The 14,720-nt window shown below is 34.3% G+C and carries 12 protein-coding genes; 7 read left to right on the forward strand and 5 right to left on the reverse strand.

Features of this window, described 5'->3' with window-relative positions; translation table 11 throughout:
• Window positions 1–57: 57 nt before the first annotated feature.
• Entirely contained in the window at window positions 58–1,251 is a 1,194-nt protein-coding gene (locus tag KA900_RS05630; RefSeq protein WP_115341851.1) for an FtsW/RodA/SpoVE family cell cycle protein, read from the reverse strand.
• 199 nt (window positions 1,252–1,450) lie between these two features.
• Between KA900_RS05630 and KA900_RS05635 the strand changes: the two genes are divergently transcribed.
• Genes KA900_RS05635 through KA900_RS05645 form a run of 3 tightly spaced genes read left to right on the forward strand, consistent with a single transcriptional unit; the run spans window position 1,451 to window position 4,010 of the window.
• Complete coding sequence (locus tag KA900_RS05635; protein WP_115341850.1) at window positions 1,451–2,206, forward strand: metal ABC transporter ATP-binding protein; 756 nt, start codon at window positions 1,451–1,453, stop codon at window positions 2,204–2,206.
• Window positions 2,184–3,041 (forward strand): metal ABC transporter permease, encoded by an 858-nt coding sequence (locus KA900_RS05640; protein WP_115341849.1) that lies wholly within the window; start codon window positions 2,184–2,186, stop codon window positions 3,039–3,041. The genes KA900_RS05635 and KA900_RS05640 overlap by 23 nt, the downstream gene beginning before the upstream one ends.
• A 6-nt stretch (window positions 3,042–3,047) precedes the next feature.
• On the forward strand, window positions 3,048–4,010 hold the full coding sequence (locus tag KA900_RS05645; protein ID WP_096808262.1) for a metal ABC transporter solute-binding protein, Zn/Mn family: 963 nt from the start codon (window positions 3,048–3,050) through the stop codon (window positions 4,008–4,010).
• An 84-nt stretch (window positions 4,011–4,094) separates the two neighbouring features.
• On the opposite strand, the gene betA is transcribed toward KA900_RS05645, so the two are convergent.
• Entirely contained in the window at window positions 4,095–5,777 is a 1,683-nt protein-coding gene (gene betA, locus KA900_RS05650) for a choline dehydrogenase (protein ID WP_096808261.1), read from the reverse strand.
• A 55-nt stretch (window positions 5,778–5,832) separates the two neighbouring features.
• Window positions 5,833–7,326, reverse strand: coding sequence for a betaine-aldehyde dehydrogenase (betB, locus tag KA900_RS05655; RefSeq protein ID WP_103372700.1), 1,494 nt, complete (start codon window positions 7,324–7,326; stop codon window positions 5,833–5,835).
• 205 nt (window positions 7,327–7,531) lie between these two features.
• On the opposite strand from betB, the gene cudC reads away from it, so the two are divergent.
• Window positions 7,532–8,083: a choline uptake/conversion transcriptional regulator CudC gene (gene cudC / locus KA900_RS05660; protein ID WP_096808259.1), complete on the forward strand. Its 552-nt coding sequence runs from the start codon at window positions 7,532–7,534 to the stop codon at window positions 8,081–8,083.
• A 273-nt stretch (window positions 8,084–8,356) separates the two neighbouring features.
• Here the strand turns inward: cudC and KA900_RS05665 are convergent, their stop codons facing one another.
• Window positions 8,357–9,979, reverse strand: coding sequence for a BCCT family transporter (locus tag KA900_RS05665; RefSeq protein WP_096808258.1), 1,623 nt, complete (start codon window positions 9,977–9,979; stop codon window positions 8,357–8,359).
• 975 nt (window positions 9,980–10,954) lie between these two features.
• Between KA900_RS05665 and KA900_RS05670 the strand changes: the two genes are divergently transcribed.
• On the forward strand, window positions 10,955–11,671 hold the full coding sequence (locus tag KA900_RS05670; RefSeq protein ID WP_096808257.1) for a class I SAM-dependent methyltransferase: 717 nt from the start codon (window positions 10,955–10,957) through the stop codon (window positions 11,669–11,671).
• Between the two features lie 136 nt (window positions 11,672–11,807).
• Window positions 11,808–12,698 (forward strand): fructose bisphosphate aldolase, encoded by an 891-nt coding sequence (locus KA900_RS05675; RefSeq protein WP_096808256.1) that lies wholly within the window; start codon window positions 11,808–11,810, stop codon window positions 12,696–12,698.
• Between the two features lie 265 nt (window positions 12,699–12,963).
• Here the strand turns inward: KA900_RS05675 and KA900_RS05680 are convergent, their stop codons facing one another.
• Window positions 12,964–13,524 carry a DUF488 domain-containing protein gene (locus KA900_RS05680; RefSeq protein WP_096808255.1) on the reverse strand — a complete coding sequence of 187 codons (561 nt, stop codon included), beginning with the start codon at window positions 13,522–13,524 and terminating at the stop codon, window positions 12,964–12,966.
• 177 nt (window positions 13,525–13,701) lie between these two features.
• Here KA900_RS05680 and KA900_RS05685 point away from each other — a divergent pair, with 177 nt between their 5' ends.
• Window positions 13,702–14,709, forward strand: coding sequence for a PTS sugar transporter subunit IIC (locus KA900_RS05685; protein ID WP_096808254.1), 1,008 nt, complete (start codon window positions 13,702–13,704; stop codon window positions 14,707–14,709).
• Window positions 14,710–14,720 lie beyond the last annotated feature (11 nt).

Raw genomic sequence — 14,720 nt, forward strand, 5'->3', positions numbered from 1 at the left:
ATTAATTCTTTGCGATCGGCGTTATTATATATTACAACATTCATAAATTTTGATTATTTAATAACCTTTATCAGAATTCATTTTATTTTCTTCATTTATCTTTTTCGTCACAGCAAGCAATGTACCAAATGCAATACTGACACTCAGCATCGAGGATCCACCATAACTTAACAATGGGAGCGTTACCCCTGTTAACGGAATTAAGCCTGATATACCTGCTAAATTAACAAACACTTGGATAAATAAGTAGCTCACAATCCCTACACATATTAATTTATAAAAATGATTACGTGTTTTATTCGCATATATAAGACCTTTAAATAAAATAAAACCGTAAATAATTAAAATAAATAATACGCCTATTAAACCAAGTTCTTCAGCAATTACTGTGAAAATAAAGTCTGTATGCGGTTCAGGCAAATACCCTAACTTAGCCACACCATTACCTAGCCCATTACCACTAAATCCCCCATTACCAATAGACATAAGGGCACTTGTCAACTGGTAACCATCGTCACTCTCATACTTAAAAGGGTTTATCATAACGTTAATCCGTTTTAATCTGTATGTATTTTCTGAATCTATCATTAAAGTATAAATCAAATAAAAAACCATAGGGATTAAAGTAAACCCCATAACTTGCAACTTAACTTTATTTGTTATACCTGAATAGATAAGTATACAAGCAATAATACCTACCGTTAATACAGTACCTCCCAAGTCGCCTTGAAGTAAAACTAATACTAAGCCAATACCCAGTAAAAATAAAGGCGCAAAGAGGTAACTTAATTTATGATGCTGTCGACTCGTTAAACGTTGATTAATGATATAAGAAAGATAAAAAATAGAAGTTAACTTTAAAAATTCTGAAGATTGAACACTAAAAAAGCCTAAGTTTATCCAATTTTTTGATCCATTAACTTCTTTACCAATTAACACAGTTAAACATAACAGCACCAACGTGCCAAATACAATCAACATTTGTACTTTAGTGTGCTTTAATATATTGATATTAATAAATAATGAAATAACAATGATTAAAATACCTAAAACTAAAAAAGTAAATTGTTTTTTCATAAAGTAATCGCTTGAAATCGCTTGGCCACCAGTTAACGCCCCTTTAGCTGCTGGCACCATGCTGGCACTGTATACCATAATAACACCTATAACCCCCAAAATAATAAAGCATATGATCAAACTTATATCTACGCCTTTTTTACTTTCATTTAGTTGTTTAAGCAAGTGCTTCAATTCAATCTCCCCTTAAAAATCTTTATAGTCCAGTTAATCAAATAATAACTCTTTTGACAATGGTTTATATATAATTATTTTATAATTCAAAAAAACAACAAAGCATGCTTTAAACATTTAAAAAAGGTAATGTAAATAATATTTTTAGGTTTACCTAATAATATTATTTTGTTACATTAGAATAGTTGGAGGGAACAAAATGTTAGAAACAAAAAATATTACAGTAACTTATAATAATACAATTGAAGCTTTAAAAGAGATTAGTTTAGAAGTCCCACCAGGTAATATTTATGGCATTATAGGACCCAATGGTGCAGGTAAATCAACGTTAATCAAAGCTATGTTAGATTTATTACCTCATTCTGGTTATACATTATATAATGATAAACCAATCAAAACACAACGTAAAAATTTATCTTACGTTGAGCAAAAAAGTAATATTGATACGACTTTCCCTATGAAAGTCATTGATTGTGTTATTTTAGGTATTTTCCCCACACTTAACCCTTTACAAAGACCGGGTAAACACGCAAAACAAAAAGCTGAAGAAGCTTTAAAAAAGGTTAATATGTATGATTACCGCAATAGACAAATCAGTGATTTATCAGGTGGACAATTTCAACGTATTTTAATTGCAAGAACAATTATCCAAGACGCTGACTTGGTCTTTTTGGATGAACCTTTCGTAGGTATCGATATTACAAGCGAAAATATTATCATTAAATTGTTAAAAGAAATGGCCAGACAAGGCAGAACAATATTAATCGTTCATCATGATTTATCTAAAGTGAATAAATATTTTGATGGGTTAATTCTGCTTAATAAATCGTTAATTGCTTATGGTGCTACTTCCGATGTATTTACTGGAGAGCATATTAAACGTGCATTTGGTTCGGAAATATTAGTGTCATCAGAACAAGGAGGTGCAGACAATGATTCAGCAATTCGTGAGTGATGTTATGGAATTTAGTTTCCTACAACGTGCACTCATTACTTCTATTATTATCGGTATCGTCTGTGGCGTCATCGGTTGCTTTATCGTACTCAGAGGGTTAGCACTTATGGGAGATGCTATTTCTCACGCAGTATTACCAGGTGTAGCCATTTCTTATATGTTAGGCGTCAATTTCTTTTATGGCGCTGCATTATTCGGTATTTTAGCTGCACTTGGTATCGGATTTGTAAATCAAAATAGTAATATTAAAAATGACTCTGCAATCGGCATTGTATTTTCATTCTTTTTAGCGTTAGGTGTATTACTCGTTACCAAGGCGCAATCTTCTATTGACTTAACGGAAATTCTTTTTGGTAACGTCTTAACCGTTAAAGGCGAAGATAGAACTTTAACAATGATTGTTGCAGCTATTGTACTCATTATTGTCATTGTCTTCTATAAAGAGCTTTTATTATCTACTTTTGACTCTACTATGGCTGCCGCTTCAGGTTTGCCTGTAAAATTTATACATTATACAATTATGATTTTATTAACATTAGTAACAGTAGCTTCATTACAAACAGTCGGTGTTATCTTGGTAGTTTCTCTACTAATCACGCCTGCAGCAACAGCTTATCTATTATCCAATAGATTATCCACGATGATATTTGTTTCTGCATTTATTGGGGCAATTTCTGCAGTTATCGGCTTATTCTTAAGCTTTTCTTACAATTTACCTTCTGGCGTGGTCATTGTATTAGTTATTACAACGATTTTTATAGTGACATTCTTTTTAGCACCTAAATCAGGTCTCTTATGGAAATCCATTAAAAGTAAACGATCGATTGCGAGGTGAAAACGAATGAAAAAATTAGTTCTACTCATACTCACTTTAATATTATCTGTTATTTTCGTAGGTTGTAGTAGAGAAGATGATATTACATTAAAGTCTAATCATCCCCCTACACAAACCGACAAAGATCAAATTGAAGTCATTACTAGTTTTTCTATGATTGAGGATATGACTAAGTCAATTGGTGGCAAACATGTAAAAGTCACAAATCTTGTGCCTATAGGTACTGATCCGCACGATTATGAGCCAAAACCAGACGACATGAAAGATATTGCACGCTCAGATTTAATTTTGTATAACGGGCTAAATTTAGAAGGCGGGGACAAAGGTTGGTTAGCTAAGGTTTTAGATACAACAGACTATCAAAAACGTAACGCTGTGGCCGTATCCAAAGATGTAAAACCTATGTATATTGGAGATGAGGATAATAAAGAAGTTAACCCACACGCTTTCATCGATCCTTATGTTGGAGAAAAAATGGTAAAGGCTATTACTTCCTCTTTAATACAAAAAAATCCTGAGCATGAAGCATATTTCAAAAAAAATGAGGCACGTTATTTAAAATCGCTACATGAGATTGAACGTGATTACGATAAAAAATTAAACAGCATCCCCAAGGATAATAAGGTATTCGTGACGAGTGAGCAGGCGTTCCAATATTTAACCTCACGCTATAATTTAAAAGAAGGTTATATTTGGGCCATAGATACAGAAGAAAATGGTTCTCCAGAACAAATTAAGAATTTAGTTCAATTTATTCACAGAAACAAACCTCCTGTACTATTTATCGAATCTAATGTAGATAAACGGCCTATGGAAACTGTTTCTACAGAGAGTAATGTTAAAATCTATCCTAAGCCAATCTACTCTGATGAAATTGGCAAAAAAGGCGAAGATGCAGATACTTATTTAAGTTATTTACGCTATAATTTAGAAGTGATATCCGATGGCCTAAATTCAAAAAATAAATAATTAGTATATATCTTAAGCCCTCATTAATTTATAATAAATTAATGAGGGCTTACGTTGTTTTACACCTTTATCTTAACGTGTTAATTATTTTATTGTGCCTGCATCTTTATCGTGTACACCATGACGATAGAAATCAAGATATTCTGGTTCTAATGGTTGTTTACCTCTAATGATATCTGCTGCTTTTTCAGCCATCATTAAGACAGGTGAATGAATATTACCATTAGTTGTTCGTGGCATCACTGAAGCATCTACAACACGTAAGTTTTCCATGCCATGAACTTTAAATGTTTCTGGGTCTACGACTGACATTTCATCAGATTTAGGCCCCATTCTACAACTACATGATGGATGTAATGCAGTTTCTCCATCACGTTTAACCCATTCTATAATTTCCTCATCTGTTTGTACTTCTGGTCCTGGTGAAATTTCTCCACCATTGAAAGGATCTAATGCTTTTTGCGATAAGATGTTTCTAGCTACTCTTATTGCTTCTACCCATTCACGCTTATCTTCTTCAGTTGATAAGTAGTTAAACACAAAGTCTGGTTTTTCAAATGGATCTTTAGATTTAATCTTGAGATGCCCACGAGAGTTAGAGTACATAGGTCCGACATGCACTTGATAACCATGAGCAGTTGGTGCTTTCGTACCATCGTATCTTACTGCAATTGGTAAGAAGTGGAACATTAAGTTTGGATAATCTACTTCGTCGTTTGAACGAACGAAACCGCCACCTTCAAAGTGGTTTGATGCAGCTGCACCTTTACGTCCCAGAATCCATTGCAATCCAATCAACGGCATTTTTAATTTATTTAAACTTGGTTGCATAGAAACTGGTTCTTTACATGCATGTTGCACATAAACTTCTAAATGGTCTTCAAAATTTTCACCTACACCTGGTAAATGCAAACGTGGTTCTACGCCAACTGAACGCAAGTGTTCTGAGTCACCAATACCAGACAATTGTAATAATTGAGGTGAGTTAATTGCACCACCTGATAAGATCACTTCTTTAGCGTTTACTGTATGCTCTTTTCCATTTTTCTTAAATGTAACGCCTGTTACTTTGTTCCCATCAAAATTTAATTTCGTAACGAATGCACGTGTTTGTACTTCTAAATTTTTACGTTTCATTGCAGGATGTAAATATGCTCTAGATGCAGACACGCGGCGTCCGTTATGTACTTGGCTGTCAAACGGTCCGAAACCTTCTTGACGGAAACCATTTACGTCTGGCGTTTTATTATACCCAGCTTCTACGCCAGCGTTAAAGAATGCTTGGAATAATGGGTTGGAAGCAGGTCCACGTCTCAATTTAATTGGACCATGGTGACCGCGGTACGGATCATCTTTAGTCGCACCAAATGTAGTTTCTAAACGTTTGAAGTATGGTAAACAATGTGCATAATCCCAACTTTCCATGCCTTCTGGTTTAGCCCATTTTTCATAGTCCATTGGATTACCTCTTTGATAAATCATACCGTTAATAGAACTTGATCCACCCAGTACTTTACCACGTGCGTGTCCTACTTTTCTACCATCCATATGTGGTTCTTCATTCGTTTCGTAAATCCAATCATAAAGTTTATTGCCTGCTGGGTACATCAACGCGGCTGGCATTTGTATTAACAAATCCCAAGGATAGTCACTACGACCCGCTTCAAGTACTAACACACTATTAGATGCATCTTCACTTAATCTGCCTCCTAATACGGAACCGGCACTGCCGCCACCAATAATGATATAATCGTATGACTTTTTCATCTTTAATATAGCCTCCTAATGCTTAAATATTATTTTAATTTATAATCGTCTTTTATTATGCTTTACCAAACCAATTGACTGGTTCTGGATTTGTATTACGAAGAATATGTTTCTCGACTTGATATTCAGCTAGTCCTTCTTTACCTAATTCTCTACCGATACCGGATTGCTTATAACCGCCCCATGGCGCTTGTGCAAAGTATGGATGGAAATCATTGATCCACACAGTTCCCATCTTCAATTGATTCACAACACGTTCAGCTTTACTAATATCTTGAGTGAATACGCCACCAGCTAAGCCATAAATAGAATCATTCGCGAGTTCAATCGCTTCTGCTTCTGTGTCAAAGCCTTCGATTGTTACAACAGGACCAAACACCTCTTCTTGGACGATACGCATTGATGTATCACAATCAGTAATTACAGTTGGTTCAAAGAAAAAACCAGCTTTTAAATCTTCGCGCTCTGGTCGTTTACCACCGATAGCAATTGTAGCGTTTTCTGATTTAGCAACTTCCATATATTTTTCTATTTTTTCTCTGTGTTCAGCAGAGATAACGGGCCCCATTTCTGTTTCAGGGTTAAAACCGTCTCCTAATTTAATATTTTTAATTCTTTCAATTAACGCCGATTCAAATTGATTTTTGATATCGTTATGAACTATAATTCTCGCACCTGCCGAACACACTTGTCCTGCATGGAAAAATCCACCATTTAAAGCTTGATCAACTGCAAGTTCAAAATCAGCATCTTCAAAAATAACATTTGGATTTTTTCCACCTAATTCTAGTGCCACATTGGTCACATGATCTGCAGCTTGTTTCATTATATGTTTACCTGTTTTAATACCACCTGTGAATGATACTAAGTCTACATCTTTATGTGAAGATAATGGCTCTCCAACTTCAGAGCCTTTACCTAAAACTAAGTTAATTACGCCTTTAGGAAAACCGACTTCTTCCATTAATTCAAATACACGAATTGTCGTTAACGGCGTAATTTCACTTGGCTTCATTACTAGGGAACAACCAGTTGCAAGTGCTGGAGCAATTTTCCAAGATGCTTGTAGTAAAGGATAGTTCCAAGGTGTAATTTGAGTTACAACGCCTACTGGTTCTTTGATAACTTTACTCTCAGTATTTGGAATCGGAGAATCAATGATTTCTCCGCCATCTTTGTCTGCTAATCCTGCAAAATAGTTAAATACATTTGCGATGTCGTCCATATCTGCATAAGATTCTTCTAGTGTTTTACCTGTGTCTAATGTCTCAAGTCTTGCTAGCTCTTCACGATGTGTTTCAATTAATCCAGCAATAGCATTTACTTTTTTACCTCTATTTTCGCTTGTTTCTTGAGACCATGTACCCTCTTCAAAAGCGCGTCTTGCAGCTAAAATAGCACGTTCACTATCTTCTGCAGTGCCTTCTGCTACTTCAAAAATAACTTCTTGGTTATATGGGTTTATGATTTTTCTCGTTTCTTTACTTGAGCTGTCTACCCATTCTCCATCTATATATTGACGACGGGACAAATGATTTACAAGTTCCATTAAAATTACCTCCGTTAAGTTTGTTAAATTTTTATTTAACGAATTTTATGAACTTTATGTTATCATAGTAATTGAAAAAGTGTCAAACGAGTTTAAAAATGATAGGGGTTTATATATGCATCTTCTTTAAATGCTATGTACACTATAATCAATCCCTATTTATTTAATTATTGAACTCAACAAGTATTTGGACGGAGGTGGACAATTGGTACATTCGAATAATCCTGATTACCAACTAGAAGAAGCGAAAGATATTGTTATTAACGCTATTGGCGAAACAATGGACCTTTATGGCATAAACAGAAGTGTAGGGAACTTATTTGGGACAATGCTCTTTGAAGATAGCATGACACTTGATGAAATGAGAGAACAGTTACAAATGAGTAAACCAAGTATGAGTGCTGGTGTTAAACGACTTCAAGAATACGATATCGTCAAACAACAGTTTACACGTGGTAGCAGAAAACAACACTTTATCGCTGAAAAAGATTTCTTTAATTTTTTCAGAAATTTCTTTTCACGCAAGTGGCGTAGAGAAATTGTTATCAATTCAGAAGGCGTGCACGATGCAGTAGCAATTCTTGATAAAATTATTGATAATGATAAAGCAGATGAAGCTACAATAGCTGAAGCAAAAGAAGTTAAACAACAATTACTTGATACTTTGCCTTATTATGAATGGCTAGAGCAATTAAGTGATGCGTTAGAATCCGGAGAAATTTTCAAATATTTTCCAATGCCAGAAAGAAAAGAATAATTAAGTTTCCGGAGCGGTATAGCATTTACATTTTTCACAAGTGGTTGCGTTGTCTTTTTCTATCAAAAATATACATGCTTATATGCTTATATAAGCACTCCCAGGACTATGCAGCGGATTACAACTACTGTTTATCTGCTAATAAAGGCCGAGGCATTTTATGTCCCGGACTGTTTTATATTTATAAAGCATAAAAAATACTCCCTTCAATATTTTCACTTTTAAGTGTCCATTTTGAAAGGAGCATGCATCTTCAATATTTTTATTTTACGTTTATAAATTATCGTCTTCTTTTTTCTCTCTAACTTGAGTAATCCTCAACGAACGTCTTTCAACTTCTTTATATTTTTCAGCTCTGTTTTCTAACTTCAACCGATCTTCGGATAACGTCCTTAAGAAGGCAATCATCATCATAATAAAGACCACAAGCACAGGTACACTCGCCAATAAGGAGGCTGTCTTCAGCACTTCTAAGGCACGTTCCCCACCTACTAACATTAAAGCGAACGGTAATAAACATAAAGCAAATGCCCAATATAAACGATTTGCTTTTAATGGTTCTCCAATTACTTTTTTCTGTGAAGCTGATGCCAATATATATGACCCCGAATCAAATGTAGTTGCCAGGAACAAAATTGCAGAAATTAAAAATAACGTAATAATTACATTTGGAAACGGCAATTGATGTAACACTTCAATAATTGTTGCTTCTGTACTATGTGAATTTAAATATTGAATAACGTCAAATGCACCGCTGATTTGTAAATAAACAGCATAGTTCCCAAAAATACCAAAGAACAACGCACAGCCTAACGTGCCATATATCAATGTACCTAACACCAGTTCTTTAAGCGTACGGCCTTTAGAAATACGGGCAATAAATAACCCAATAAACGGCGCGTACACGATCCACCATGACCAATAGAATATTGTCCATTGTTGTGGGAACTTCGTTTCTTCACGTCCGCCGACTCCGCCAAATGGTTCAATCCATGTCGCCATTTGGAAAAAGTTTTTCACCATATTGCCTAAGCCTGTAATCGAGGTTTCCATTATAAAGACAGTAGGACCGACTATAAATACAAAACCAAGTAAAACAAATGACAATATCACATTCCAATCACTTAGAACTTTAATTCCTTTTTTCAATCCTGAATAAGAACTATAAGCAAATATCGCTGTGATCATTAACAGAATGGCACCACGCATTATCATGTTATCCCCATCTATACCTGTCAATCGCTCAATACCTGCTGCGATCATTGGGACACCCAGCGCTAAAGAAGTCGCAGCGCCGCCTAACAAACCAAAGATGAATATGATATCAACGACTTGACCAATAAAACCATCTGTCTGACTTTTTAAAATTGGTCGTAGCGTCTGACTTATTTTATAGATTGGTTTTTTCTTCACAAATATAAGATAACCAATACATAATGCTGGTAACACAAATGTTGCCCAAGCTATGGGGCCCCAATGAAACATGCCATACATTGTAGCATAGTTTAAAGCTGTATCAGTCATCCCTTCAGCACCATGAGGCGGATCCTGGTAATAGAAAGCCCATTCTATAATACCCCAATACAAAATATCAGAAGCAATACCAGCGCAAAATAACATCGCCGCCCAACTAAAATTATTAAATTCAGGCTTATCCGTTGCTTTACCTAACGTAACATTACCGTATTTACCAAATGCTATGTATAATACAAATATTAAAGTAGCTAAACCTATGATGAGATACACCGAGCCTATCGTACTTGAAACCGCATCATTCATTGTTGTGATAATGTCTTGACTGGCTTTAGGAAAAACCATCATTGGAATTACTGCAATAAGTAAAATTACGGATGACCCTATAAAGGTCGTCCAATCCATAACTCTATTATTTTTCAAAATTTGACACCCCTTATAGTAAATATTATGAAAAAAATCGCTAACTTATTTTTTTATCGTTAGCGAAACGATATATTAATTCACAAACATGAGCCTAACGAACTTTAAATAATAATGCAAATTACATTCAAAAACACGAGAGCCAAAAGATGAATATTTATATAATAATTATTATTAGCGTAGCTTTGGTATTTGCTACAATCACGGTGTTAAGTTTAAATTTAACGAATTTAACGAAAAAAACAAATTTATTTTATGTATTTTTATACTTTATTTTTGTATTAATATTAATTTTATATTTTTTGAAAAACTCTTATTTTTCAAGTTTCCGGGAATGTTTTTCCAGTTACATAATTCTCTTATTTTATTACAATCATATTGTGTGAATTAATCATTGCGCGTTGAGGAGTGGATAACGTGTAGCATTACTATAAATGATATTGGAAAAATGCGTTTGATTTTAACGGACGTGCTAGAAGAAAATAATTTTGGTTTCCCTTTTTAGTCAATATACTCATCACTCTCATATTAACTTTAGGCGTAAACTATATGCTTAAGGTATCTACGAAAATCAGTGACGTAATTGAAACTTTCTTCACCGTTATCATTATTTATCCCAGATTTTGCGTTAACTACGAGAGGTATGCATGATATTGGAACAACAATGGCTTTTCCAACTGTATTTGCAATCTTGTACATAATATCGAAAGTACAATTGTATATTACGTTTAGTAATGGGGTTTTTTCAATATTATACAACTTATTTTTGGTATTTGAGGTATCGTACTCTTTATTTTAAGTATCATTGCGCTGTTTTATATGTCTATGACTAGTGACAAAACTTCTAATCAGTACGGGTGGTCTCGTGTATAATGACTTAAGTGATAATAAAATTTGCTACATCCCCCCTTACATTTTAGTTAAATTATTTTATAATCGATATGTACTATATTTCTAACAAATGAGGTATTAATCATGGATAAAAATAAAATAATAAATTATTGGGATAAACGTGCTACTTCTTTTAGTGACGATAAACAAGCAGAATTAAAAAGTGAACATGCTCAAAGATGGCTAGATGAAATCAATCAAATTATTAAAATCAAGTCTGGCATGAAAATTTTAGATATTGGAACAGGTGCAGGCTTTTTAGCTATTTTATGCCGTCAACAAGGCGCACAAGTAACTGGCATTGATCTCTCCCCTGATATGATTCAATCAGCAAAACAAAACGCCTCACTTTTTGATCAGCAAATTCATTTTCAAGTCATGGATGCTGAAAACTTAAAATTTGATGATGCACATTTTGATTTAGTTATAGCTAGAAATGTCACTTGGTTACTACCTGACACGAAAGCCGCCTACCAAGAATGGCTACGTGTTTTAAAACCGAAAGGCAAACTAATCAATATTGACGGAAACTATGGCAAAGACTCATTTGTAGATTATAGTGATCTGCCAAGCGATCATGCACACAATACACTAGGTGATGAGATGTTACAAGAAAGCGAAGATATAAAGCAGAGTATTTCGATCAATCACTATGAAAGACCACAATATGATTTAGACATACTTCAACAAATCCATACGCAATCTATTCATCTAGATACAGATATCTACAAACGTATTTATAAATCAGAAGATGATTTTTATAATCCGACCCCCATATTTTTAATAGCAATTACGAAATAATTGAATATCTTAAGTGCCAAAATATTGCTAATGATATAGATTTTTTAATATTTTAAGTCACTCAAAGCCTAGAACTTGCGTTGTACCTTAATTTTTATCATACTATATATGTATAATAGCTAAAGGAGTGGTAAGAATGAATAAAGAACAATTAGAAAAGATGAAAAACGGTAAAGGATTCATCGCTGCATTAGACCAAAGTGGTGGCAGTACGCCTAAAGCGTTAAGTGACTATGGCGTTACTGAAGACCAATATAACAGCGAAGATGAAATGTTTAAACTCGTTCATGACATGCGTACTCGCATCGTTTCTTCACCTGCATTCAGCTCGGATAAAATTGTAGGTGCAATTCTTTTCGAACAAACGATGGATCGCGAAGTAGAAGGTAAACATACTGGTGATTATTTAGCTGATAAAGGCATTGTTCCTTTATTAAAAGTAGATAAAGGCTTAGCTGAAGAAAAAGACGGTGTACAATTAATGAAACCAATGCCAGATTTAGACGATTTACTAAGTCGTGCAAACGACCATAAAATCTTTGGCACAAAAATGCGTTCGAATATTTTAGAATTTAATAAAGCTGGTATTGATCAAGTTGTTCAACAACAATTTGAAGTTGCAAAACAAATTATTTCAGCTGGATTAGTTCCAATCATTGAACCAGAAGTAAATATTAACGCCGAAAATAAAGCTGAAATCGAATCATATTTAACAAGTGCTATTTTAGCTGAATTAAATAAATTAAATGATGATCAATTAGTTATGTTGAAATTAACAATCCCAACTAAAGCAAACCAATACCAAGAATTGATTGAGCACCCTAATGTGGTTCGTGTAGTTGCATTATCAGGGGGCTATAGTAGAGAACATGCTAATGAAGTATTGAAACAAAACAAAGGCTTAATTGCCAGTTTCTCTCGTGCGTTAATCAATGACTTAAATGTTAATCAATCAGATGAAGAATTCGATAGAATCTTAGGCGAAACAATCGAATCAATCTACGATGCATCAGTAAACAAAGTTTAATATAAATATATTAACACGCTAATATGTTTATATTTCCCGGGAAATCATCTGGGGTGAAATAGACGTATTTAATATAAAAGCATAGTCATTAATTATGAAATCCCCCTCGAACATCAAAGTTCATGTTGAAGGGGGATTTTTCTATTTAAAATGTTGCTGCTTTAGACGTGTATATGTCAAAACAATTGTTATACTTTTAGCACGTGCACTTTTATGACGCAAATGTCGCCCATATATTATAAACGTGATTCATTTTTACGTGCTATCATTTTTCGTTTAACATTGGGTAAACTACTTGGCCATCTGTTTCAATAATCGGCATTGCGCCCCATTTTCCTAACTCATGCTGTTCGTCATATACATTTTGTTGATGATGCAACATAATATGATATACTTTCCAATTATGCGCGCCAAGCCAATTACTAATAATTAACCTATGACAGCGTGCTGGATGTGACTCAGCACACATAATCGCTACCCGTCGATGACTTGCTAATTGCTGTAATGCTTTTATGCCTTCTTGAAATGTCTCTGTCAAACTATAGTCTGCATAATTATGAAAAGATTCATTTTTCCATGCTTCATTAATTTTTCTCCCTATAGTATCTGAAGATGTTCTTCTGCCCCCAAGGTTAGGCATTACACAATATTCTACTTTTGCCTCACCTAACCATTGTTTTAACATCTTCTCATTATATTGTGTATGTCGTTTACTCGTCCTAAATGCTCTTATATCTATAACTTCTTCTATGTTATATGCATTAAGCATTGTGATAAATTGATTTTGACTATAATTAGAATGACCTATAGTGTAAATGTCATACATCGTTCCCACTCCTTTTATTTAAATCTACCCTTCAATATATCCATTTATTTGAAATTTTCATAAATTTACTTATATAAATTCACTATAAATATTGAAACCGTCTAGCCACAAGAACAAACAAACTATATAATAATATTAATTTACAACATATCAACACATTTTTAAGGGGTTTAATATATGAAAACTTATTTACACAGATGGATTATTGAAGCTTTAAGCTATATGGCTTTAGGTTTATTTGGTTCTTTAATTATTGGATTAATCCTAGAAACACTAGGGGGACAAACACTGTTACTACAATTAGATTTGTCATTTTTATCTGAAATAGGTAAAGTAGCAATGTCTGTCACTGGGGCTGCTATAGGTGTGGCGATTGCTTACGGTTTAGGCGCAAAACCGCTGATTGTATTTTCTTGTGTCATTGTAGGGACATTGGGTTATACAACATTTGAAGGAGGCCCTGTAGGCGCTTATATTGCCACAGTCGTCGTGGTAGAGCTGAGCAAATTATACGCTGGAAAAACAAAAATCGATATTATTTTATCTCCTCTTTTAACTTTATTAATTGGTGGTTTTATTGCAAAAGCATTCGGTCCTGCGTTGAACCAATTTATGACTGGATTAGGAAATATTATTATCGTTTCAACAGAGCAACAACCTTTAATTATGGGCATCTTGGTTTCAGTGATTTTTGGTTTAGCTTTAACCGCACCAATTTCTAGTGCTGCGTTAGCGCTAATGCTAGATTTAAGCGGTTTAGCTGCAGGTGCTGCGACCATAGGATGTGCTGCACAAATGGTCGGTTTTGCAGTCACCGGATTTAAAGATAACGGATGGGGCGGCACGCTTTCAGTGGGTATTGGTACGAGTATGTTACAAGTTCCTAACATCATTAAACACCCAATGATTCTACTACCACCTACTGTCACAAGTGCCCTTGTTGCACCTATTATGACGACGTTATTCCCAATGACAAATAATGCTGCAGGCGCTGGTATGGGTACAAGTGGATTAATCGGTCAAATTATGACTATCAACACAATGGGTGGTTCATTACGTACTTGGGTATTAATATTCGTCTTTCATATCATATTGCCCGCAATCATCAGTTTTCTCCTCTATAAATTCTGTTTGAAAAAGCAATGGATTAAAGCAGGAGATCAACTTATTCACATTGCAAACTAACAATAAAAATC

The sequence above is a fragment of the Staphylococcus sp. GDY8P120P genome (assembly GCF_017892065.1).
Taxonomy (GTDB): domain Bacteria; phylum Bacillota; class Bacilli; order Staphylococcales; family Staphylococcaceae; genus Staphylococcus; species Staphylococcus nepalensis.